At 67.0% G+C, this 20,445-nt stretch carries 21 protein-coding genes and 1 tRNA gene; 14 read left to right on the top strand and 8 right to left on the bottom strand.

Features of this window, described 5'->3' with window-relative positions:
• The first annotated feature begins 32 nt into the window (after positions 1-32).
• From crtY to LH19_RS18100, 6 genes are read left to right on the top strand one after another with little or no spacing between them, the layout of a single operon-like run.
• Positions 33-1,190: a lycopene beta-cyclase CrtY gene (crtY, locus tag LH19_RS18125; RefSeq protein WP_054731067.1), complete on the top strand. Its 1,158-nt coding sequence runs from the start codon at positions 33-35 to the stop codon at positions 1,188-1,190.
• Complete coding sequence (locus LH19_RS18120; protein ID WP_054731065.1) at positions 1,187-2,665, top strand: phytoene desaturase; 1,479 nt, start codon at positions 1,187-1,189, stop codon at positions 2,663-2,665. The genes crtY and LH19_RS18120 overlap by 4 nt, the downstream gene beginning before the upstream one ends.
• Entirely contained in the window at positions 2,662-3,243 is a 582-nt protein-coding gene (locus LH19_RS18115) for an LOG family protein (protein WP_054731063.1), read from the top strand. The genes LH19_RS18120 and LH19_RS18115 overlap by 4 nt, the downstream gene beginning before the upstream one ends.
• A complete protein-coding gene (locus LH19_RS18110) occupies positions 3,243-4,202 on the top strand; it encodes a phytoene/squalene synthase family protein (RefSeq protein ID WP_054731061.1) in 960 nt (319 codons plus the stop codon). Before LH19_RS18115 ends, LH19_RS18110 begins: the two co-directional genes overlap by 1 nt.
• The gene (gene pnuC, locus LH19_RS18105; protein WP_054733810.1) at positions 4,199-4,768 is read left to right on the top strand and encodes a nicotinamide riboside transporter PnuC; all 570 of its coding nucleotides are present in this window, start codon (positions 4,199-4,201) and stop codon (positions 4,766-4,768) included. Before LH19_RS18110 ends, pnuC begins: the two co-directional genes overlap by 4 nt.
• A complete protein-coding gene (locus LH19_RS18100; protein ID WP_054731059.1) occupies positions 4,765-5,736 on the top strand; it encodes an AAA family ATPase in 972 nt (323 codons plus the stop codon). Before pnuC ends, LH19_RS18100 begins: the two co-directional genes overlap by 4 nt.
• Here LH19_RS18100 and LH19_RS18095 read toward each other — a convergent pair.
• Positions 5,712-7,256: a class I adenylate-forming enzyme family protein gene (locus LH19_RS18095; protein WP_054731057.1), complete on the bottom strand. Its 1,545-nt coding sequence runs from the start codon at positions 7,254-7,256 to the stop codon at positions 5,712-5,714. The two genes, LH19_RS18100 and LH19_RS18095, sit on opposite strands and share 25 nt — an antisense overlap.
• A 126-nt stretch (positions 7,257-7,382) precedes the next feature.
• On the opposite strand from LH19_RS18095, the gene LH19_RS29505 reads away from it, so the two are divergent.
• The 4 genes from LH19_RS29505 to LH19_RS18075 all read left to right on the top strand — a co-directional run bounded on the left by LH19_RS29505 (position 7,383) and on the right by LH19_RS18075 (position 11,127).
• Complete coding sequence (locus LH19_RS29505; RefSeq protein WP_054731056.1) at positions 7,383-8,057, top strand: response regulator transcription factor; 675 nt, start codon at positions 7,383-7,385, stop codon at positions 8,055-8,057.
• Between the two features lie 107 nt (positions 8,058-8,164).
• Entirely contained in the window at positions 8,165-9,697 is a 1,533-nt protein-coding gene (locus LH19_RS18085; protein WP_054731054.1) for an acyl-CoA synthetase, read from the top strand.
• Between the two features lie 4 nt (positions 9,698-9,701).
• Positions 9,702-10,310, top strand: coding sequence for a 2-hydroxychromene-2-carboxylate isomerase (locus LH19_RS18080; RefSeq protein WP_054731052.1), 609 nt, complete (start codon positions 9,702-9,704; stop codon positions 10,308-10,310).
• A gap of 13 nt (positions 10,311-10,323) precedes the next feature.
• Positions 10,324-11,127, top strand: a complete 804-nt coding sequence (locus LH19_RS18075) for a crotonase/enoyl-CoA hydratase family protein (protein ID WP_054731050.1) — start codon at positions 10,324-10,326, stop codon at positions 11,125-11,127.
• 93 nt (positions 11,128-11,220) lie between these two features.
• On the opposite strand, the gene LH19_RS18070 is transcribed toward LH19_RS18075, so the two are convergent.
• The 6 genes from LH19_RS18070 to LH19_RS18045 form a co-directional block, all read right to left on the bottom strand.
• Positions 11,221-11,910: an ATP12 family chaperone protein gene (locus tag LH19_RS18070; RefSeq protein ID WP_054731048.1), complete on the bottom strand. Its 690-nt coding sequence runs from the start codon at positions 11,908-11,910 to the stop codon at positions 11,221-11,223.
• Complete coding sequence (locus LH19_RS18065) at positions 11,907-12,143, bottom strand: hypothetical protein (protein WP_054731046.1); 237 nt, start codon at positions 12,141-12,143, stop codon at positions 11,907-11,909. The genes LH19_RS18070 and LH19_RS18065 overlap by 4 nt, the downstream gene beginning before the upstream one ends.
• Positions 12,140-12,760: an FMN-binding negative transcriptional regulator gene (locus tag LH19_RS18060; protein WP_054731045.1), complete on the bottom strand. Its 621-nt coding sequence runs from the start codon at positions 12,758-12,760 to the stop codon at positions 12,140-12,142. The genes LH19_RS18065 and LH19_RS18060 overlap by 4 nt, the downstream gene beginning before the upstream one ends.
• Entirely contained in the window at positions 12,760-13,968 is a 1,209-nt protein-coding gene (locus LH19_RS18055; protein ID WP_054731043.1) for an RluA family pseudouridine synthase, read from the bottom strand. The genes LH19_RS18060 and LH19_RS18055 overlap by 1 nt, the downstream gene beginning before the upstream one ends.
• Positions 13,965-14,345 (bottom strand): fluoride efflux transporter CrcB, encoded by a 381-nt coding sequence (gene crcB, locus LH19_RS18050; RefSeq protein ID WP_054731042.1) that lies wholly within the window; start codon positions 14,343-14,345, stop codon positions 13,965-13,967. Before crcB ends, LH19_RS18055 begins: the two co-directional genes overlap by 4 nt.
• 91 nt (positions 14,346-14,436) lie before the next feature.
• Positions 14,437-15,024 (bottom strand): thermonuclease family protein, encoded by a 588-nt coding sequence (locus tag LH19_RS18045; RefSeq protein WP_054731040.1) that lies wholly within the window; start codon positions 15,022-15,024, stop codon positions 14,437-14,439.
• A gap of 557 nt (positions 15,025-15,581) precedes the next feature.
• On the opposite strand from LH19_RS18045, the gene LH19_RS18040 reads away from it, so the two are divergent.
• The 4 genes from LH19_RS18040 (at position 15,582) to LH19_RS18025 (ending at position 18,849) form a co-directional block, all read left to right on the top strand.
• Entirely contained in the window at positions 15,582-16,301 is a 720-nt protein-coding gene (locus LH19_RS18040; RefSeq protein ID WP_201258376.1) for a MarR family winged helix-turn-helix transcriptional regulator, read from the top strand.
• 55 nt (positions 16,302-16,356) lie between these two features.
• A tRNA-Val gene (locus LH19_RS18035) sits at positions 16,357-16,432 on the top strand.
• Between the two features lie 183 nt (positions 16,433-16,615).
• Positions 16,616-17,851 (top strand): MFS transporter, encoded by a 1,236-nt coding sequence (locus LH19_RS18030; RefSeq protein WP_054731036.1) that lies wholly within the window; start codon positions 16,616-16,618, stop codon positions 17,849-17,851.
• Positions 17,848-18,849, top strand: a complete 1,002-nt coding sequence (locus tag LH19_RS18025; RefSeq protein WP_054731035.1) for an alpha/beta hydrolase — start codon at positions 17,848-17,850, stop codon at positions 18,847-18,849. Before LH19_RS18030 ends, LH19_RS18025 begins: the two co-directional genes overlap by 4 nt.
• Here the strand turns inward: LH19_RS18025 and LH19_RS18020 are convergent, their stop codons facing one another.
• On the bottom strand, positions 18,850-20,436 hold the full coding sequence (locus LH19_RS18020) for a long-chain fatty acid--CoA ligase (protein ID WP_201258375.1): 1,587 nt from the start codon (positions 20,434-20,436) through the stop codon (positions 18,850-18,852).
• Between the last annotated feature and the right edge of the window lie 9 nt (positions 20,437-20,445).

Below are 20,445 nucleotides of genomic sequence, written 5' to 3'. Positions count from 1 at the left end.
CGTGCGGGCAACAGGACGGCTAGGGCTGTGGCATGGCGGCGAGGGATCTCGGCAAATGCGACATCGCGATCGTCGGCGGCGGGCTCGCCGGCGGGCTCGCGGCGCTGGCGCTCGCGGCGAAGCGTCCCGACCTCGACGTCCGGCTGGTCGAGCCGGGTCCGATCGGCGGCAACCACGTCTGGTCCTTCTTCGACAGCGACATTGCGAAAAAGGACCGCTGGCTGGTCGCGCCGCTGGTGCGTTACCATTGGGAAAAATATGGCGTCTGCTTTCCGGCGCATCGCCGCACGTTGCGGATGGGATATAAGAGCATCACCGGCGAGGCGCTGGCCGAGGCGGTCGCGGCGACGTTGCCCGAGGATCGCATCATCGCCGAAAAGGCAAAGCATGTCGCACCCGACCATGTGCTGCTGGCGCGCGGCGGGCGATTGTCGGCCCGCCATGTCATCGATGCGCGCGGTGCGGTGAAAAACCCGGCGATCGAGTGCGGCTGGCAGAAATTCGTCGGACAGGCGCTGACGATCGCGGGCGGGCACGGCGTCGACCGGCCCGTCGTCATGGATGCCAGCGTCGAACAGGTGGATGGCTATCGCTTCGTCTATCTCTTGCCCTTCGATGCCGAAACCTTGTTCGTCGAGGATACTTATTACAGCGACGGCGCCGAGCTCGACGTCGCGGCGATCCGCGACCGCATCGCCGCCTATGCCGAAGCGCGGCAATGGGAGGTGGCGGCGGTGACCCGCGAGGAGACGGGCGTGCTGCCAGTGGTGATCGGCGGCGATTTCGATCGCCTGTGGCCGGCATCCGACCGCACCGCGCGGATCGGCGTGCGCGCCGGGACCTTCCATGCGACGACCGGCTATTCGCTGCCTGACGCGGTGCGGACGGCGGCGGCGTTGCCCGAACTTGCCGACCGCCGCGATCTGGCTGCGGCGCTGCGCGCACGCGCTGCCGCATCGTGGCGGCGCCAGCGCTTCTATCGCATGCTCGGCGCGATGCTGTTCCGGGCCGCCGAACCCGACGAGCGCTACCGGATATTCCAGCGCTTCTACCGTTTGCCGGCGGGCCTCGTCGCGCGCTTCTATGCTGGGCAATCGCGAACTGCGGACAAGCTGCGCATCCTGTCGGGCAAGCCGCCGGTGCCGGTCGGCCGCGCGCTGACGGCGCTGCGGCGTTTCGACTGGAAATGACGCGCCGCGCCATCGTCATCGGCGCCGGGTTCGGCGGGCTCGCGCTCGCGATCCGGCTGCAATCGGCGGGAGTCGCAACCACGGTGGTCGAGGCGCGCGACAAGCCCGGCGGCCGGGCGTATCACTGGGTGAAGGACGGCTTTACCTTCGATGCGGGGCCGACGGTGGTCACCGACCCGCCGTGCCTTCGTGAACTGTGGGCGCTCTCGGGACAGGATATGGCGGCCGATGTCGACCTTGTCCCCGTGATGCCCTTTTACCGGCTGAACTGGCCCGACGGGACGAATTTCGATTATTCGAACGACGAGGCGGCGCTCCGCGCCGAGATCGCGAAGCTCTGCCCTGCCGACGTCGCCGGCTATGACCGCTTCCTCGATTATTCGCGCGGCGTGTACGAGCAGGGTTATGTCAAGCTCGGCGCGGTCGCGTTCCTCGACTTCGCGTCGATGATCAGGGCGGCACCGGCGCTGATGAAATATCGGGCGTGGCGCAGCGTCTATGCGACGGTGTCTTCTTATGTGGAGGACGAGCGGCTGCGGCAGGCGCTGTCGTTCCACACGCTGCTCGTCGGCGGCAATCCGATGACGACGAGCGCGATCTATGCGCTGATCCACACGATCGAGAAGCAGGGCGGCGTGTGGTTCGCGCGCGGCGGCACCAATGCGCTGGTCGGCGGCATGGTGCGGTTGTTCGAGCGGCTGGGCGGGACATTGCGGCTCGGCGACGCGGTCGTGAAGATTGCAACCGCGGGCGACCGCGCGACGGGCGTCACGACGCAAAGCGGCTGGCACGGCGAGGCCGATATGATCGCGTGCAACGGCGACCTGATGCACAGCTACCGCGATCTGCTCGACCATCCGCGCGGCGCCAAGGTCGCGCGCGGCCTGTCGCGCAAGCGCTGGTCGCCGTCGTTGTTCGTCGTCCATTTCGGGGTGAAAGGCGAATATCCCGATATCGCGCATCACAGCATATTGTTCGGCCCGCGCTACAAGGGGCTGCTCGACGACATCTATCGGGGCGGCGTTATTCCCGACGACTTCTCGCTCTATCTCCACCATCCGAGCATTACCGACCACGGCATGGCGCCGCCGGGGCACGCGACCTTCTATGCGCTCGCGCCGGTCGCGCATCTCGGCAAGGCGGCGGCGGACTGGGACGGTGCGTTCGGTGAGCGCTTTGCCGACGCGATCCTCGCGGAGGTCGAGCGGCGCGTGTTGCCGGGACTACGCGCCAATCTCGTCACCCGCTTCCACTACACCCCCGCCGATTTCGGCCGCGACCTGTCGGCGCATCTGGGGAGCGCGTTCAGCCTCGAACCGCTGCTGTGGCAGAGCGCCTGGTTTCGCGCCCACAACCGCGACGACGATATTTCGAACCTTTACTTCGTCGGCGCGGGGACGCATCCGGGCGCGGGTATCCCGGGGGTCGTCGGCAGCGCCAAGGCGACCGCCCAATTGATGTTGGAAGAATCATGAAACGCCTTGCCGTTTATTGCGGATCCGCGAGCCCCGAGGATCCCGTCTATCTCCAGACCGCGCGCCACGTCGGCCGGACGCTTGCCGAGCGGGGGATCGGCGTCGTCTATGGCGGCGGCCGGCTAGGCCTGATGGGCGCGGTCGCCGATAGTGCCCTGGAGGCAGGCGGCGAGGTGATCGGCATCATCCCCGACGCGCTCGTCGGTGCCGAGGTCGCGCATCGCGGCTGCACCGAACTGCATGTCGTTTCGGGGATGCACGAGCGCAAGCGGATGTTCACCGACCTCAGCGACGGTTTCCTGACCATTCCCGGCGGGGTCGGGACGATGGACGAATTGTGGGAAGCGATCAGCTGGGCGCAGCTCGGTTATCACAACAAGCCGGTCGGGCTGCTCAACACCGCAGGTTTCTATAACGACCTCATCGCCTTCAACCGCAAGATGATCGATGTCGGCTTCGTCCGCGCGGCGCACGCCGGGATCATGATCGTCGATGCGGGGCTCGACGAGCTGCTCGCCAAGATGGCGGCTTATGAACCGCATGCGCCGATCTTTGCGATGAAGGCCGACGATCTTTAATGGCTGAAGCGGGGGCCTATGACGCGCACGCCCTCCACGGTTTCGCGCACGACAGCATCGCGCGCGGATCGAAAAGTTTCGCGCTCGCCAGCCAGCTCTTCGACCGCGAAACGCGCGAGCGGGTGTGGCTGCTCTATGCCTGGTGCCGCGCCGCCGACGACCTGACCGACGGGCAGGATCACGGCGGCGCAATGAAGCCGAACCACGATCCGGCGGCGGCGGTCGCGCATATCCGCGCGCAGACCGACCGGGCCTTTGCCGGCGAGCCGACGGGCGAAGCCGCCTTCGATGCGCTCGGCCTGTTGCTGACCGAAGTCGATATCCCGCGCGCGGTGATCCACGATATTATCGCCGGCTTCGAACTCGATGCGAAGGACTGGCGTCCGCGCAGCGAGAGCGACCTGCTCCGCTACAGCTATCATGTCGCGGGCGCGGTCGGGGTCGCGATGGCGCTGGTGATGGGGGTGGGGCCCGGCGACGAAACGACGCTCGACCGGGCGTCCGACCTCGGTATCGCGTTCCAGCTTGCGAATATCGCGCGCGACGTCGCCGAGGATGCCGCGGCCGACCGCTGCTACCTGCCCGTCGAGTGGATGGTCGAACTCGACATCCCGCCCGGCCAGCATATGCACCCGGCCTTTCGTCCGCGGCTGTCGGTGATGGCGAAATGGCTCGCCGAAATGGCCGAGGAATATGAGGCATCGGCGCGCTGGGGTGCGCGCAAGCTGCCGCCGCGCAGCCGCTGGGCGGTGCTCGCCGCGGCGGGCATCTATGGCGACATCGCGCGCGAGGTGCGCGCGCGGGGCGACCATGCGTGGGACCATCGCGCCGCCAGTTCGCTGTTTGCCAAGCTCGGCTGGGTCGCGCGCGCCGGCTGGTCGGTGCTCCGCCGTCCGCCGCAGCGGCGGATCAGTCGCGACGGGCTGTGGACGCGGCCGCGGCGCGGCGTGGCGGCATGAGCGAACTCGAATGGCTGGCGGTCGTGTTCGGGCTTTTCAACGTCGCGCTTGTCGCCGCGCGCAACGTCTGGAACTATCCCTTCGGGCTCGCGATGGTCTGCCTCTACGCACTGATCTTCTATGAAACCAAGCTTTACAGCGATGCGCTGCTCCAGCTCTTTTTCTTCGTCGTGCAGATTTACGGTTGGATCGCTTGGCGCGCGGCGAGCGCCGCGGCGCAGGTACCGGTGCGCTGGATGGCGCCCAAAAGCCGGCTGGTATGGGCCGCGGGGATCGCCGCGGCATGGCTGGTGTGGAGCGCGGGTATGGCGCGCTTCACCGACGCCGCCGCGCCGTGGGTCGACGGCGCCATCGCGATGATGAGTGTCGCGGCGCAAATCCTGATGGCGCGGCGGATGGTCGAAAATTGGTGGCTGTGGATCGGGGTCGACCTGCTCGCCATCCCGCTCTTCGCCTCGCGCGGGCTGACGCTCACTGCCGGGCTCTATGGCCTGTTCCTGCTGATGTCGATCGTCGGCCTGATCCAGTGGCGCCGGGCGGCGGCTGACGAGCGTGTGGCAATATGACCACGGGCTTCCTCCTCGGCAAATTCCTGCCGCTTCACGCGGGGCACCAGTTGCTCATCGAGACCGCGCGCCCGATGGTCGACCGGCTGACGATCCTCGTCTGCTCGCTGCCCGACGATCCCGTTGCCGGCAACCTGCGGCTGCAATGGGTGCGCGACCTTTATCCAGACTGCGATGTCGTCGGCCATAGCGCCATCGTGCCGCAGGAGCCCGCCGAGCATCCCGATTTCTGGGTGATCTGGGCCGATATCGTCCGCGCCGCGCATCCCGACCCGATCGATCTGGTCTTCGCTTCCGAACCCTATGGCGAGGAACTCGCTGCGCAGGTCGGCGCACGCTTCGTGCCGGTCGACATCGACCGTACCGCGATCCCTGTGTCGGGCACGGCGGTGCGGGGCGATCCCGCCACCGGGTGGCGCTGGCTCGCCGAGCCCGTGCGCGCCCATTATCGCCGCCGTATCGTCCTCCACGGCCCCGAAAGCGTCGGCAAGTCGAGCCTCGGTAGCCGGCTCGCGCGCCATTTCGACACCGTGCTGATGCCCGAATATGGCCGCACCTATTGCGAGGCGTTCGGAACCGCGCTCGACGCCGACGACCTCCGCCGTATCTTTGCCGGCCATATCGCGATGGACGCCGCGCTGCGCCGCCACGCCGGCCCGCTGATGATTGCCGACACCGACCCGCTGATGACGCAGGCGTGGGCGATCATGCTGCTCGGCGCGCGCCTGCCCGAAATCGACGCATGGGCCGATGTCGCCGACCTTTACCTCGTCCCCGCACTCGACCTGCCGTGGAAGGATGACGGCACGCGGCTGTTCGGCAACGATGTCGCGCGGCGGCAGTTCATGGATGTCGCGATCGGCGAGCTCGAACGGCGCCGGCTTCGCTGGGCGCGGGTCGAGGGCGAAGGCGATGCGCGGCTCGACAGCGCGCTCGCGGCGATTCAGACGGCCGGGCTGACCGAATAAGCGTCGCGGAGTTCGCGCTTCAGGACCTTGCCGATCGGGCTGCGCGGCAATTCTTCGAGCACGGTAATGCCGCTCAGCCGCTGGGTCTTGCCGACCTTCGCGTTGCAGTCGGCGCGCACCGCCTCGGCCTCGGCGCCTTCCTTGAGCACGACGAAGGCGACCGGCGTTTCGCCCCACTCTTCGCTCGGCATTCCGACCACCGCCGCTTCGACGACGCGGTCGTCGGCGAGCAAAATGCCTTCGAGGTCGCTCGGGAAGATGTTGAAACCGCCGGAGATGATCATGTCCTTGGCGCGGTCCATCAGCGTCAGGAAGCCCTCTTCGTCGATGCGGCCGATGTCGCCGTGGCGATAGAAGAGGTTACCGTCGGCATCGTGCCAGTGCATCGCCTTGGTGGCGTCGGGGCGGTTGTTGTAGCCGGTCATCATCGCGGGCGAGCGGCCGACGACTTCGCCGACCGATCCTTGCGGCAGCTCGTTGCCCTCCTCGTCGATCACCTTCGCGACATGGCCCGGCGCCGGGCGGCCGACGGTGTGGAGCTTGTCGGGGAACTGGTGCGCCTCGAGGATGAACGCCGCGCCGCCCTCGGTCATGCCATAGATTTCGACGAGACCGCCCGGCCAGCGCTTCAGCACGTCGGCTTTGAGCGACGCCGGAAACGGTGCCGAGGTGCAATATTTCATGATGAAGCTGGTGAGGTCGAAGCGGCCGAAATCCTCGAGCGCCATGATGCGGCGGTACTGCACCGGCACCAGCATCGTATTGGTTGCGCGCTCACGCTCGGCGAGTTCGAGGAACCCGCGCGCGTCGAATTTCTTCATCAGCACGACCTGCCCGCCCGAGCCGACCGTCGGCATGAAACTCGCCATCGTCGTGTTCGAATAGAGCGGGGTCGAGAGGATCGTCACCGCGTGCGGGCCATAGGCCGGAGCGCCGCGGACGATATGCTGCCAGCGCATCGCGTGGCTGTGCACAATGCCTTTGGGGGTGCCGGTGGTGCCCGACGAATAGATGATGTTGAAGCCGTCTTCGGGCAGTATTTCGACGTGCACCGGCTTTGCGCCGGCGAGCGCCAGCCAGGCGTCGAGCGGTGTGCCCGCATCGCTGCCGTCCATCGCGATGCGGTCGCTCGCGGTCACGACCTGCCCTTCGAGGCTGGCCGCCGCCGCGCTGTCGAGGAACAGATGGCGCGCGCCGGTGTCGGCGATCATCGCCGCCATCTGCTCGCCCGTCGCGCTGTTGGTGACGAGCCCCGCGACGCCGCCGGCGCGGAGCGTGCCGAGGATCACCGCCATCTGTTCGACGCTGTTGAGCCCGGCGATCGCGGTGCGGTCGCCCTTCGCAAAGCCGTCCTGCTGCAGCCGCGCGGCGACTCGGTCGGTCAATTGATCCAGTTCGGACCAGCTCAGCCGCCGCGACGGGTCGGCAGCCGCTACGGCATCGGGACGTTCCGCGGCATGGGCACGGACGAGGTCGGGCAGGGTGGCGAAGTCGCCGTCAAGCATTTCGATACTGGTCATGACTATGGGGTAGCACAGCCGAAAGGCGGTGCAATGCCGGTGGGGCGGCGGGGCAACAAATTGTTGCGTCGACGACGGGGGATGCGGATGGCATCATCGGATATTGTGGATAGGTGCGACAGAAAGTTGCTTGTCGCCATCTATCATCCGCAGGCAAAGCGGGCGGCGGCGCTCGGCGACGCGGTCGAGGCCGCGGGCATGGCAGCGCAGCTCTTGCCGCCGCACACGAACGACCTCCGTCCGTGGATCGACAGTTGTTTCGACCTGTTGCTGATCAACCCGTTCCTCGACTGGCAGGAGCCGTTCGATTTCGTCCGACTGGCGGTGTCGATCGTCGGGCGGCGGCCGCTGATCGTCGTCTCGGATCGCGATTCGCTCGACGAGCGGATGGTGGCGCTCGACGCCGGTGCCGCCGACGCGGTCGGCTGGACCGACAATCTGCCCGAAGTGGTGGCGCGGGTCGCCGGCCTGCTGCGCCGCAGCCGGATCGCGGCGGGACAGCTCGGGGAGGGCGAACTGCGTATCGATCTGATCGACCGGCGCGTCGAGCGCGCGGGGCGGCTCATTCGCCTGCCGCTGCGCGAATATGACCTGCTGACCAATCTCGCGCGCGTGCCCGACCATCCGGTATCGCGCGACGCGCTTTTGCGCGCGGTCTGGCGCATCGATTTCGATCCCGGCACCAACCGGGTCGAGGTGCATATGTCGCGGCTTCGCGCCAAGGTCGATCGCGGATTCGACTGGCCGATGCTGCATACCGTGAAGGGCATGGGCTATGCGCTGCGTTCGCGGCCCGAATAGACGAAAGAAACTGGCCGGTCGGCGCTGCCAGCTTGCTTGACCGAAAGTTTCAGGTTGCTACTGATCTCCGACATAAAGAAACCAGCGATTCCGGAGATGATGGCCAGATGCACCCTTTCGTCCATGCCCGAAACAACCCCGACAAGCCCGCGATCATCGTCGCCGAGACGGGCGAGGCGATCAGCTATGGCGAGCTCGACGCCGCATCGAATCGCGCCGCGCAATTGTTCCGCGCGCACGGGCTGGGACATGAGGATGTCGTCGCCTTCATGCTCGACAACACGCCGCATTATTACGGGCTGACGTGGGGGGCGCAGCGTTCGGGGCTGCGCTATGTCTGCATCTCGTCGCGGCTGACGCAGGACGAAACCGATTATATTCTCGAAAATTCGGGGGCGCAGATTCTGGTCGTATCGGCGAGCCTTGCCGCCGCCGCACAGCAATTGACGACGGGGATCAAGCGCTTTGCCATGGGCGGCACGATAGCCGGCTATGAAAGCTGGGAAGATGCCGTCGCCGCCATGCCCGCCACTCCGGTTGCGGACGAGCGCGCCGGGGTCGACATGCTCTATTCGTCGGGAACTACCGGCCGGCCGAAGGGCGTCCGCGTGCCGCTGCCCGAAGATCCGGCGATTGAGGCGACGAACAGCCTCGTCATGCTCGCCTCCGCAGTGTTCCAGATCGACGAAAACAGCATCTATCTGTCGCCGGCGCCGCTGTATCACGCCGCGCCGCTGCGCTGGTCGATGACGATCCATCGTCTCGGCGGCACCGTCGTGCTGATGAAGAAATTCGACGAGGAGGCCGCGCTTGCCCATATCGAGACATATCGCGTCAACGCGAGCCAGTGGGTGCCGACGCATTTCGTCCGCATGCTCAAGCTGCCCGAGGCGGTGCGCGCGCGTTACGACCACAGCACGCTGAAGGTCGCGATCCATGCCGCGGCGCCGTGCCCGGTGCCGGTCAAGCAGGCAATGATCGACTGGTGGGGGCCGGTCCTGTTCGAATATTATGCCGGGTCCGAAGGCAATGGCATGACCTTCATCTCGAGCCAGGACTGGCTGACCCACAAGGGATCGGTCGGCCGGCCGATCCTCGGCGCGGTGCACATCGTCGGCGAGGACAATGAAACCGAGCTCGGCACGGGCGAGGAAGGCTGCGTCTTTTTCGAAAGCGACAATGTCTTCGAATATCACGGCGACAGCGAAAAAACCGCCTCGAGCCGGAACAGCAAGGGCTGGTCGACGCTGGGCGATGTCGGCAAGCTCGACGCGGAGGGCTTCCTCTATCTTACCGATCGCAAAAGCTTCATGATCATCTCGGGCGGGGTGAATATCTACCCGCAGGAGATTGAAAATCATCTCGTCACCCATCCGAAGGTGGCCGACGTCGCGGTGGTCGGCGGGCCGCACGACGAAATGGGCGAGGAGGTGATCGCGGTCGTCCAGCCCGCCGATATGGCCGATGCGACCGACGCCTTCCGCGACGAACTCTGCGCCTATGCGCGCGAGAAATTGTCGGGCGTGAAGATCCCGCGCCGCATCGATTTCATGGAAGCGCTGCCGCGCCACGATACGGGCAAGCTCTACAAGCGCCTGCTGCGCGACCAATATTGGGCCAAGACAAAGACGGAAGCTTGAGGCCATGACCGCGCGCGTCGAATTCTTCTTCGACCTGTCGAGCCCGTGGACCTGCCTCGCCTTTCATAACCTGCCGGGCGTGCTCGAACGGACGGGGGCCGCGGCGATCTATCGGCCGATCCTAGTCGGCGGGGTGTTCAATGCCGTGAACCCCGCCGTCTATGCGGCGCGCGAACAGGCCGACAACCGGCGGCTCCAGCATAGCTGGAAGGTGCTGCAGGACTGGGCCAGGCTTGCGGGCGTGCCGATGAACTTTCCGTCACAATGGCATCCGGCGAAGAGCGTCCATGCGATGCGTTTCGCCGCGGCGCTCGAAGACGATCAGGCGGCGCTCGTCCGTTTTGCGCGCGGGGCGTTTGCGAGCTATTTCGGCCGGCAGGAAAATCTCGACGACCCGGCGGTGCTCGCCGCGGTCGCCGATGCCGAAGGGCTCGACGGAACGGCGCTTGCCGGAGCGGCCGGGAGCGACGCGGTCAAGGCACGGCTGCGCGCCAACACCGAAGAGGTCGTCGCGCGCGGCGGCTATGGCTCGCCGACGATCTTCGTCGACCGGACCGACATGTATTTCGGCAACGACCAGCTTCCGCTCGTCGAAGCCGCGTTGAAACGCTGAAAGGGACTCCCGCGTGAAAGACCGTATTTCGATCACCATGCTTGATGGCGGCATCGCCGACGTCCGGCTGATCCGCAGCGACAAGATGAATGCGCTCGACCCCGCGATGTGGGCAGCGCTTGTCGAAGCGATCGACACGCTGAAAGCCCAGGCGGGGCTGCGCGTCGTCGTGCTGTCGGGTGAGGGGCGCGCTTTCTGCGCCGGACTCGATCTGTCGAGCCTCAGCAACGAGCGCGACCCGGGAGCGAGCAGCGCGGGCGGCACGCTGGCCGATCGCACCAAGGGCATTTCGAACAATGCGCAATATGCGGCATGGGGCTGGCGCGAGCTGCCGGTGCCGGTGATCGCGGCAGTGCACGGCGTCGCGTTCGGCGCGGGCAGCCAGATCATGGCGGCCGCCGACATCCGTATCGTCCATCCCGACACGCGCATCGCGATCATGGAAATGCGCTGGGGGTTGGTCCCCGACGTTGCCGGCATGGCGCTGTGGCGGACGCAGGTCGCCGACGATGTGCTGCGCGAGCTCATCTATACCAACCGCAAATTCAACGGATCGGAAGCGAAGCTGCTGGGCTTTGCGACGCATGTTTCCGACGATCCGCTGGCGCGGGCGATGGAGCTGGCGGCGGTGATCGCCGACAAGAACCCGCACGCGATCCGCGGCGCCAAGCGGCTGTGCAACATGCTGGGCGATGCGAGCGACGCCGAAATCCTGCAGGCCGAGAGCGACGAGCAGGTGAAGGTCATCCGGACCCCGAACCAGATCGAGGCGGTGATGGCCGGGATGGAAAAGCGCCGGCCGAATTTTACCGACTAGATTATCGTCATTGCGAGCGAAGCGAAGCAATCCAGGGCGGTTTACGCGACTCTGGATTGCTTCGCTTCGCTCGCAATGACGAAGGTAAGAAGTTTACAGGAGGCCCAGAAATCGCACGGCATTGTCCCAGTCGCGCTTGTGCGCCGCGCGTTGTGCCTGCGCTTCGCTGTCGGCGCCCCAGTGGCGTTCCTGATAGAGTTCGTCGAGGCTGACCGCCTGCCACAGCAGGTCGGGATCGAACGCGGCTTCGGCAAGCGCTAGCCCCGCGACGAGTGATCCGCCGATCGTCACCAGGGGGGTCAGCGCCGTCATCCGCCATGGATCGAGCGCGAACACCGCCGTGCGCAGCGCGGCGACCGTTTCCGCCGGTTGGTCGACCGGCAATATACCTTGCGTCAACGCGAACTCGACGCACAGCCGTTCCTCGGCCCAGGCGAGCAGCGGGTTCCACGCCGCCGCCTGTTCGGCCTGCAAGGCCGTGTCGCGGTCGTCGCGGTAGCAGAAAAGGTCGGTCGCGGCGTAGGCGGCAACAGTTTCGGCAAAGGCAGCGGGATCGGGTGATGCAAGGTCGATCGAGGCGTTGGCGAGGCCGGTCATCGGCATTGCGGCGGGATCGATCGTTTCGCCGACCGCCTGCCATTCGGCCGCGATTGCTTCGGCAAGCGTGGCGCTCGCGACCACCAGCGGTGCGCGCTGCGGCGTCCGCACCCGCCGGCCGTCGAGCGCGATGCCCCAGCCGCCATCCTCGCGAACGGCGGCGGCCTCTTTCCAGAACCGCTTCACAGCTCTTTGGGCGAGCGCCAGCGCCGCGCGAGCAGCATCGGCATCACCGCGAAATCGAAGGCGCCGAGCAGGACGACGGCGACCCCGATCCAGCGGTCGGTGGGCTGTCCCGTCAGCTCGAACCCGCCGCGGATCAGCACGAAGCCCGCGAGCACGAAGATCGCGCCCATGACGCGCATCGCGGCGATGGCAAAGAAGCGCTTTTTGGCGAGGGCGTCGTCGGCAGGAGTCATGCATTCCCCCTATCGCCGCCGAGGTGACGCATCAACTGTGCGAGCGCGCCGTGACCGGTCGCCTCGACGCCCGCGGCGACCCTTTCGCGTTCGTCGGCGGGCTTGTTCTGCGACAGCTTGATCGTCGGCCGCCATGCGGCGATGCGCATCTCGAAGCCGGTGATCGCGCCGGTCATCCTGCCGAACAGCGCCGGGTTCATCTTGGCGCGCGTCCACGGCGGATTGGCGCCGGCACGCGCTTCATGGTCGGCCGACAGCGTGTCGAGCAGCGCGACCAGCGCGTTGTCGTCGATCCGGCGCACGGCGCCTTCCATCTCGATCGCGACATAATTCCAGGTCGGTACCTGATCGGCCTCGGCATACCAGCTTGCGCTGACATAGGCGTCGGGGCCCTGCACCACCGCGAGCGCCGTTGTCCCGTCGAGGTGGCGGGTCAGCGCGTTGCCGCGCGCGAGGTGGAATCGCAGCGTCGCCCGGTCGTCGCTCAGCACCACCGGCGTATGCGCGACGCGCGGCCCGTCGGGGGTGCCCGCGAAGATGGCGGCAAAGCCGATCTCGCGGACGAGCAGTTCGGCGAGATCGTCCTGTTTCGGACGAAAGGCGCTGTTGGGATGCATCAGCGTGGCCGTGCCGGACGCGGCGAAGGCTTTTTGGCGGCCGGTTTCCTGCCCGCCGGCTTGCCGGTTTTTGCCTTGGGCTTGGGTTTGGGCTTGCCGACATGGTCGGTCGGTTTGCTCGTCGAGGTGCGCCCGCGCCTTTCGCCGCGCCGTGCCTTGCGAATCTGCTTGCTGTGCGCCTTCGCCGCAGCCTTTTCGGCCGCTTTGGAGGGCGGGCCCTTGACGATATCGTCGATCCCGACCTCGCCGAGCAGCAGGTCGAAACCGAGCGCGTCGAGGCTCGCGGCGAAATGCTCGGGTACTTCCGCGCTGATATCGATTGCGCCCCCGTCGGGATGGTCGATGCGCAGGCGGCGGCTGTGCAGGTGCATCTTCCGGCTGATCGAGCCGGTCAGGAAGGCGCCCTTGCCGCCATATTTGCCGTCGCCGACGATCGGGTGGCCGATCGCCGCCATATGAACGCGAAGCTGGTGCGTGCGGCCGGTGAGCGGTTGCAGTTCGACCCACGCCGCGCTGTTGCCGGCGCGCTCGATGACGCGGTAGCGCGTTTTCGAGGCGAGGCCGCTGTCGTGGACATGCATCTTTTCGCCGCCCGAGCCGGGCTGCTTGGCGAGCGGCAGGTCGATTTCGCCCTGCGCGATGTCGGGGACGCCGACGATGATCGCCCAATAGGTCTTTCGCGCGCTGCGGTTCGAAAAGCTCTTGGCGAAATAGGCCGCGGCGCGCGGGGTGCGTGCGACCAGCAGCGCGCCCGACGTATCCTTGTCGAGCCGGTGGACGAGCTTCGGCCGCACGGGCGCATCGAACTTGAGCGCGTCGAGGAGCCCGTCGACATGCTGTTCGGTCTTGGTGCCTCCCTGGGTGGCGAGCCCCGGCAGCTTGTTGAGCACGATCGCGCTCGCGTCGCGGTGAATCACCATGCCGGTCGCCAGCTCGATGTCGGCATCGGTCAGCGGGCGGCCCTTGCGTGCCGGGCGTGCCTCGGCCTCCACCGGCGGGGTCGGCATGACGAGCTTCTGTCCCGTCTCGATGCGGTCCGACACATCGGCCTTCTTGCCGTCGAGCGTCAACTGCCCCGAACGCGCCCAGCGCGCGAGCAGCGCGTGCGGCGTTCCCGGCCGGTGCCGTTTGAACCAGCGGTCGAGGCGGATGCCGTCATCTTCTTCGGCGATCGTCGCGCCGTCGAGTTTTGTCTTGGGCTCGCTCATGCCGGCACCTGCCGCACGATGAACAGGCCGATGCCGCAGGCGAGGACCGCGCCGATCACCGACGCGAGGACATAAGCAGCCGCCTGCCCGGTCTGACCGCGTTCGAACAGCAGCCAGAACTCGAGGCTGAAGGACGAGAAGGTGGTGAAGCCACCAAGCACGCCGACGCCGACGAACAGCCGCGCGGTCTCGCCGCCGTCGCTGCTCCGCGCCAGCCAGCCGATCAGCAGGCCCATCAACAGGCTGCCGGCGATATTGATCGAGAGCGTCCACCACGGAAAGCCGGGGCCGAGCCGCGCGAGCATGACCTGCCCGACCAAGTGGCGGCAGCCGGCGCCGATCGCGCCGCCGATCATGACTGGAAACAGGCCGTTCATGCGCTCGCCCTAGCCGCAAAATGCGGCAAGGCATAGCGCCGCAAAATGCGGCAGGGCTAAGCCCCGCGAATTGCGGCGGCGCAGGGTGGCCTCATTCGTCGGGGTGCGGGGCGGAGAGCGCTGTGGCCGGTCGCTCGTGCATCGCGCGCCAGTCGGCGGGCCGGACGAAATCGCCCTGCCATATCCCACGTCGCTTCGCCTGCGCTTCGGCTTCCTCGACCGGATAGGCGTCGTCCGTCGCGACCGCCCAGCCCTGCCGGACCATTTCGGCGCCAAGGTCGATGCCGTCGGGAAAGGGGAGGGTGCGGCATGTGGCGAGCGTGCGGCGATAGACATCCCTGGCGGCGAGGTCGCAATGCAGCGGTCCCGGCCCCGCCAGCCTTTCGAGCGCGGTGCGGGCATCGCGGCCGCAGGCCCAGCGGCTGCCGTCGGCGCGTGGGCAGTCCTGCCGGTATTCGACGGCATCGAGCCCGGTCAGGCGGATCGTCATCGCCGCATCGTCCCGGCGAACGGTCAGGCTGTCGCCGTCGATGACATGCACCAGCGGGACGGTCGCCGCCGGTGCCGGGAGCCACGTCCATGCCGCAATCGCCAGCCCCGCGAGCAGGATCAGCGCAACGAACGAGCGGAACCGGCGGCGCCAACGCAGGCGGCTGAGGGATGAGATGATTTCCGGCATCGCGCGACCGGCCTGATGATGACGCCCGCAAATGGCAAGCGTGAATAAGCAGTTGACGGTGAGAACAAAACATGTCCAAAATGGATGAAATCCGGCACGGCTGCTCGACGCCGACTCATCCGACACGCAGGCTTGGGTCCGTATCGGCGGCAAACAGGAACGAACAAAAGGTGAATATCGCCGAAATGACGACATAGTTGTGCCGGGGTGGAGCAATGAACGGGGACAGGCAGCATGATGGACGTTGAAGTGCGCGACGGGCTCGACATGGCGGATGTTCCGGGCGGTTTCCGGGCGGGAGAAGAGTCGGCGCCGCCCGAGATGCCGGGGGCGATGCAGGTCGGCGCGAAATCGCCGTTGCTAGTTGTCGGTCACGCCGCCTTTGCGCCCGACGCCTTGTCGCTTGCAGATGTGAGTCTCGCCACATCATTGCCTGCGCTGCGCGCGGCTGGCCACATCAGGCAAGCGCCGATGCTGGATATTGTCTGGCTGGCCGCAGCCGATACGATAGAAGGCGAGATGCTTGCCGATATATGCGCGGCGGCGGACGCGCGAGGATGTCATCTGGTTGCGAGACGTCGCTTGCGGCGCTCGACCGGCTGGTCGCTTCGGTTCCGGCTTCGCTTCGCGCCGAGTTTCTGGTCGATGCCGACGAGGCCGACCGGCTCGCCGCTCTGGCTGCTGCCCGGCGGACTCGACACCAAGTGGTCCATGACGTCGCCCGCGACGCCGCGATGGAGCGGATCGACCGGTTGCAGGAAGAGGTCGCCCGCATCTCGCGCCTGCTCGGCGATCTGGCGGGCCAGCGCGGCGGGCTGCCGGGGACGCCGACCGGCTTTGCGCCGCGCCCCGAGGAATTTGCCGACTATCCGGGCCAGGTCCGCTCGGCGCCGCGCGACTTTGCGGCGGTGCCGCGCAGTTTCGTACCCGAGGAGCGCGCGATCGAGCGCCAGCGCGCCAAGGCGGTGCGGCGGGTGCTCCGCCAGCGGCGGATGCGCGAACAATATTTCCCGGCCGACCTGTTCGCCGATCCGGCGTGGGACATGCTGCTCGACCTTTATGCGGCGCGGCTCGAACGCCAGCCGGTGTCGGTGTCGAGCCTGTGCATCGCCGCCGCCGTGCCCGCGACGACGGCGCTGCGCTGGATCAAGACGATGACCGACGCCGGCCTGTTCCTGCGCGAGGCAGACCCGCACGATGGCCGCCGCATCTTCATCGGGCTCGCCGAGGGCGCGTTCGATTCGCTCGCGCGCTATTTCGAGGCGCTGGAGGAATAGCAGCGCGCTTGCCTCCGCGCCCAAGCTGTGGCAGGGGCGCGCTCTCCCGAAACGGGGGCGCTTAGCTCAGTTGGTAGAGCATCTCGTTTACACCGAGAGGGTCGGCGGTTCGAGCCCGTCAGCGCCCACCAGGGACACCGCCTTCCTGCGATAAAGATGATCGACGACCGTCCCGCGTTGCGTGGGAGCGGGCGCGTATGCGGGACGGATCATAGTCCGGACGATCCGCTTTCGCCGTCGAAGCCACTTCGTCTATTCTTGATGACATCGATAACATTCATTGTTATGCGGGCGTCGAGAAACGGGAGAGGCAAATGGTTCCGATGAGTGGTGAGGGGGCGGGCGCAGCCGCGCAGGGCGAGCCCGGCGGCAAGCGCGATCGTCTGGGCCTGGGGGTCTCGGGGCTCTATCTGGCGCTCTATCTTCACTACGGCTTCTTCGCTTTCCTGCCGTTGTGGCTGAAATCGACCGGGGCTTCGCCGGAAGAAATCGGAATATTGCTGGCGATCCCGCTGGTGTTGCGGTTGCTGACCGTCGCCCCCTTTTCGGCGTTCGTCGGGCGGCGCGGTTGGGTGCGGAGCGCGATCGCCTATACCTCGCTCGCCTCGGCGGCGATCGTGCTCTTGTTGCTCGGCGAGCCCGACCATGCGGGACGCGTGGTGATCGTGATCTTCTTTTCGATCGTGTGGGACCAGATCCCGGTGCTCACCGACGCCTATGCGGTGATGGCGGTGCGCAGCCGGTCGCTCGACTTCGGGCGGCTACGCGTCTGGGGATCGATCGCGGTGGTCGCGTCGAATGCCGCGGCGGGCTGGGCGATCGGCGTCTTCGGGATCAGGATGCTGCCGCTGATGGTTGCGACCCTGTTGCTCGCCCCTGCCGTGGTCGCTTTTGCCCTGCCCGGCGACCGCAAGCTCGCCCCGGCGGATGAGACAGGCGGCGGGCGCTGGCGCGACCTGATCGGCGATCGCGGCCTGATCCTCGCGATGGTCGCCGCATCGCTGATCATGGGCAGCCACGGCGTCCTGACCAGCTTCGGCGCGATCCAGTGGACCGCACAGGGCATTTCGACGACGACCATCGGCTTGCTGCAGGCCTTGGCGGTCGCGGCGGAGATATTGGCCTTCTGGTTCGGCGCCAGGCTGCTCGGCCCGCGCGATCCGCGGCTGCTGATCTGCGCCGGGGCGATCGCGGGGGCACTGCGCTGGGCGATCATGGCGACCAGCCCCGGCCTGCCCGTGCTGATCGCGGCGCAATTGCTCAACGGCATTACCGCGACCGGCACCATCCTCGGCATCATGCTGGTGATCGCGACGCGCGTGCCGACGCATCTCAGCGCGACGGCGCAGGGGATGAACGCCGTGCTGCTCGGCGTCGTGCTCGCGCTCGCGACGGCGGGGTCGGGGCGGCTTTGGTCGCACGGACTGGACGTGGCTTATCTCGCGATGGCGGTGCTCGCACTGCTCGGCGCGCTTTGTGCCTGGCCGGGGCGTACCGGAGCGACGGGCAGGATCGACACGGACGAATTGTCCGCAAGGGGAGCCGAATGATCATGAATCGCAAGACCCTGCTTTTGGCCATGCTCCTCGCCGGAGCTGCGCCGGCGGTTGCGCAGGAGGCGCCTCCCGTGCGCGATATGCAGAGCTGGCCGCTGCCCGAAACGCTCAGCCCGGAAGGGCGGGCGGCCGTGGCGGCGCTGGCGGCGCAGAAGATGCCCGACCCGGTGCCGCCGATCGCCGAGGTCCGCAAGCTCATCGACATGATGCAGGCGGGCATGGGCGCGCCGCTCGAAAAGCGATACGAGGTGCGGATCGAAAACGGGGCAATCGCCGGCGTGCCGGTGCGCATCGTCTATCCCAAGGGCGTGGACACGCTCGGCACGGGGCCGGTGCTGCTCAACCTGCACGGCGGCGGCTTCGCGGTCGATTCGGGGTCGCTGACCGAGACGATCCCGATTGCCGCGCGCAGCGGGATTCCGGTCGTGGCGGTGCTGTATCGCCTGTCGCCCGAAAACCCTTATCCTGCGGCGCTCGACGACGCGCTGGCGGTCTACCGGGCGCTGGAGAAGGAGCGGACGGCGCGCCGGATCGCGGTATTCGGTACCTCGGCGGGCGCGGCGCTGTCGGGGCAACTGGTCGCGAAGCTCGCCAGCCTGGGGCGGCCGATGCCGGCAGCACTCGGCTATTTTTCGGGCAATGCCGACCTGACGAAGCGCGGCGATTCGGAATCGTGGATGCCGGGACCGCCCTTCGACTGGGTCGCCGATTATGTGGGCAAGACGCCAGTGACCGATCCGGTCATTTCGCCGATCCACGGCGATGTTTCGGGCTTCCCGCCGACGCTGTTGCTCAGCAGCACGCGCGACTTCCTGCTCAGCCCGACGGCGATTTTCGCGCGGAAGCTGACCGAAAAGGGCGTCGATGCGCGGCTCGTCGTCTTCGACGGGCTGCCGCACGCTTTCTGGGGCTATATGGACATTCCCGAGACCGACGAGGCGAACGAGCTGATCGCGCGCTTCCTGAAGGACAAGCTCGCCGCCGCTAAATGATCAGCCGGCCGCGGCGAGATGATCGCGATAGGTATCGCGGAGCGCCTTCTTGTCGATCTTGCCGGTGGCGGTGAGGGGGACGGTGGCGAAGAGGATATCGTCGGGCATCCACCAGCGCACGACGCGGGTTTCGAGATGGGCGCGAATAGCGTCGGCGGTGACCGTTTCGCCTTCGTGGGCCTCGATGACCAGTAGCGGCCGTTCCTCCCATTTCGGATGATAGACGCCGATGACAGCGGCGATGCGCACGCCGGGGCAGCCGACGGCGGCATTTTCGAGGTCGATCGAACTGATCCACTCGCCGCCCGATTTGATCACATCCTTCGCCCGGTCGGTCAGGCGCAGGAAGCCGAAGCGGTCGATGGTGCCGATGTCGCCGGTGTCGAACCAGCCGTCGCTGTCGGCAGCCGGCAGGTCGGGATAATAACGATCGACGACCCACGGCCCGCGCACTTGCAGCTTGCCCGCCTGCTCGCCATCCCACGCCAGCGACGTGCCTTCGTCGTCGACGATGCGCAGCTCGATGCCGAACTGCATCCGCCCTTGCCGGGTCAGGATCGTTTCGGTCGCATAATCCTCGCCCTCCGCCATCAGCAGCGGTGTCGGGGTCGAGATCACGCCAAGCGGATTGGTTTCGGTCATCCCCCAGATCTGGAGGACGGTGACGCCGTATTTTTCGCGGAAGGTTTCAGCCATCGCACGCGGCACGGCCGAACCGCCGATGACGAGGCGTTTCAGGTCGCCGACGCCCTGGCCACTGTTCTCGAGATGCGACAGATACATCGTCCAGATCGTCGGCACCCCGCCCGAGAAGGTCACACCCTCGCCCGCGATCAGCTCGGCAAGGCTCGCGCCGTCCATCCTGTCGCATGGCAGGACCAGCTTGCAGCCGTTGATCGCCGCAGTGAAGGGCAGGCCCCATGCCGTCGCATGATACATCGACGAGCAGGGCATGATCGTGTCGAAGGCGCTGAACCCGAAGGCGCTGCTGAGCCCCGCCGCCATGCCGTGCAGCACGATCGAGCGGTGGCTGTAGAGCACGCCCTTGGGATCGCCTGTCGTGCCCGAGGTATAGCAGAGGAAGGCGGCCGCATTTTCGTCGAACCGCGGCCAGTCGAAAACGCCGTCCTCGGCAGCGATCAATTGCTCATAGGGGTCGGCGAGCAGGATATAATCTTCGATCGCGGGAAGCAGCGGCTTGAGGCGGTCGACCAGTTCGGCGAGATTGGCCTCGAAGAACAGGATGCGGCTGCCGGCATGGTTGATCGTGAAGGCGATCTGCTCGTCGCTGAGCCGCGGGTTGGCGGTGTGAAGCACCGCGCCGATGCCGGGGACGGCATAGAAGAGTTCGAGATGCCGGTGCGTGTTCCAGGCCAGCGACGAAACACGATCGCCGCTTTCGATCCCCAGTTTCGTCAGCGCCTGCGCGGCCTGCCGCGAGCGCCGTTCGCAGCCCGCCCAGTCATAGCGCCACAGCGGTTCGCCAACGAGCTTCGAGACAATCTCCCGCCCGCCATGCGCGCGTGCGGCGTGGGTCAGGATCGAACTGATCTGCAGGGGGGCATCCTGCATCAAGCCGGCTAACATCTTCTCTCC

The sequence above is a fragment of the Sphingopyxis macrogoltabida genome, assembly GCF_001314325.1.
Classification (GTDB): Bacteria; Pseudomonadota; Alphaproteobacteria; order Sphingomonadales; family Sphingomonadaceae; genus Sphingopyxis; species Sphingopyxis macrogoltabida.
Note: the sequence above shows the minus strand (reverse complement) of the source record. Positions and strands in the feature narration are given on the sequence as shown.

Excerpts from the sequence above, each read along its gene's own strand:
- LH19_RS18120 (WP_054731065.1), top strand. The coding sequence starts at position 1,187 with ATGACGCGCCGCGCCATCGTCATCGGCGCCGGGTTCGGCGGGCTCGCG.
- LH19_RS18040 (WP_201258376.1), top strand. The coding sequence starts at position 15,582 with ATGTCATCTGGTTGCGAGACGTCGCTTGCGGCGCTCGACCGGCTGGTC.
- pnuC (WP_054733810.1), top strand. The coding sequence starts at position 4,199 with ATGAGCGAACTCGAATGGCTGGCGGTCGTGTTCGGGCTTTTCAACGTC.
- LH19_RS18045 (WP_054731040.1), bottom strand. The coding sequence starts at position 15,024 with ATGCCGGAAATCATCTCATCCCTCAGCCGCCTGCGTTGGCGCCGCCGG.
- LH19_RS18055 (WP_054731043.1), bottom strand. The coding sequence starts at position 13,968 with ATGAGCGAGCCCAAGACAAAACTCGACGGCGCGACGATCGCCGAAGAA.
- LH19_RS18115 (WP_054731063.1), top strand. The coding sequence starts at position 2,662 with ATGAAACGCCTTGCCGTTTATTGCGGATCCGCGAGCCCCGAGGATCCC.
- LH19_RS18095 (WP_054731057.1), bottom strand. The coding sequence starts at position 7,256 with ATGACCAGTATCGAAATGCTTGACGGCGACTTCGCCACCCTGCCCGAC.
- crcB (WP_054731042.1), bottom strand. The coding sequence starts at position 14,345 with ATGAACGGCCTGTTTCCAGTCATGATCGGCGGCGCGATCGGCGCCGGC.
- LH19_RS18080 (WP_054731052.1), top strand. The coding sequence starts at position 9,702 with ATGACCGCGCGCGTCGAATTCTTCTTCGACCTGTCGAGCCCGTGGACC.
- LH19_RS18020 (WP_201258375.1), bottom strand. The coding sequence starts at position 20,436 with ATGTTAGCCGGCTTGATGCAGGATGCCCCCCTGCAGATCAGTTCGATC.
- LH19_RS18060 (WP_054731045.1), bottom strand. The coding sequence starts at position 12,760 with ATGCATCCCAACAGCGCCTTTCGTCCGAAACAGGACGATCTCGCCGAA.
- LH19_RS18110 (WP_054731061.1), top strand. The coding sequence starts at position 3,243 with ATGGCTGAAGCGGGGGCCTATGACGCGCACGCCCTCCACGGTTTCGCG.
- LH19_RS18030 (WP_054731036.1), top strand. The coding sequence starts at position 16,616 with ATGGTTCCGATGAGTGGTGAGGGGGCGGGCGCAGCCGCGCAGGGCGAG.
- LH19_RS18100 (WP_054731059.1), top strand. The coding sequence starts at position 4,765 with ATGACCACGGGCTTCCTCCTCGGCAAATTCCTGCCGCTTCACGCGGGG.
- LH19_RS18025 (WP_054731035.1), top strand. The coding sequence starts at position 17,848 with ATGATCATGAATCGCAAGACCCTGCTTTTGGCCATGCTCCTCGCCGGA.
- crtY (WP_054731067.1), top strand. The coding sequence starts at position 33 with ATGGCGGCGAGGGATCTCGGCAAATGCGACATCGCGATCGTCGGCGGC.
- LH19_RS18065 (WP_054731046.1), bottom strand. The coding sequence starts at position 12,143 with ATGACTCCTGCCGACGACGCCCTCGCCAAAAAGCGCTTCTTTGCCATC.
- LH19_RS18085 (WP_054731054.1), top strand. The coding sequence starts at position 8,165 with ATGCACCCTTTCGTCCATGCCCGAAACAACCCCGACAAGCCCGCGATC.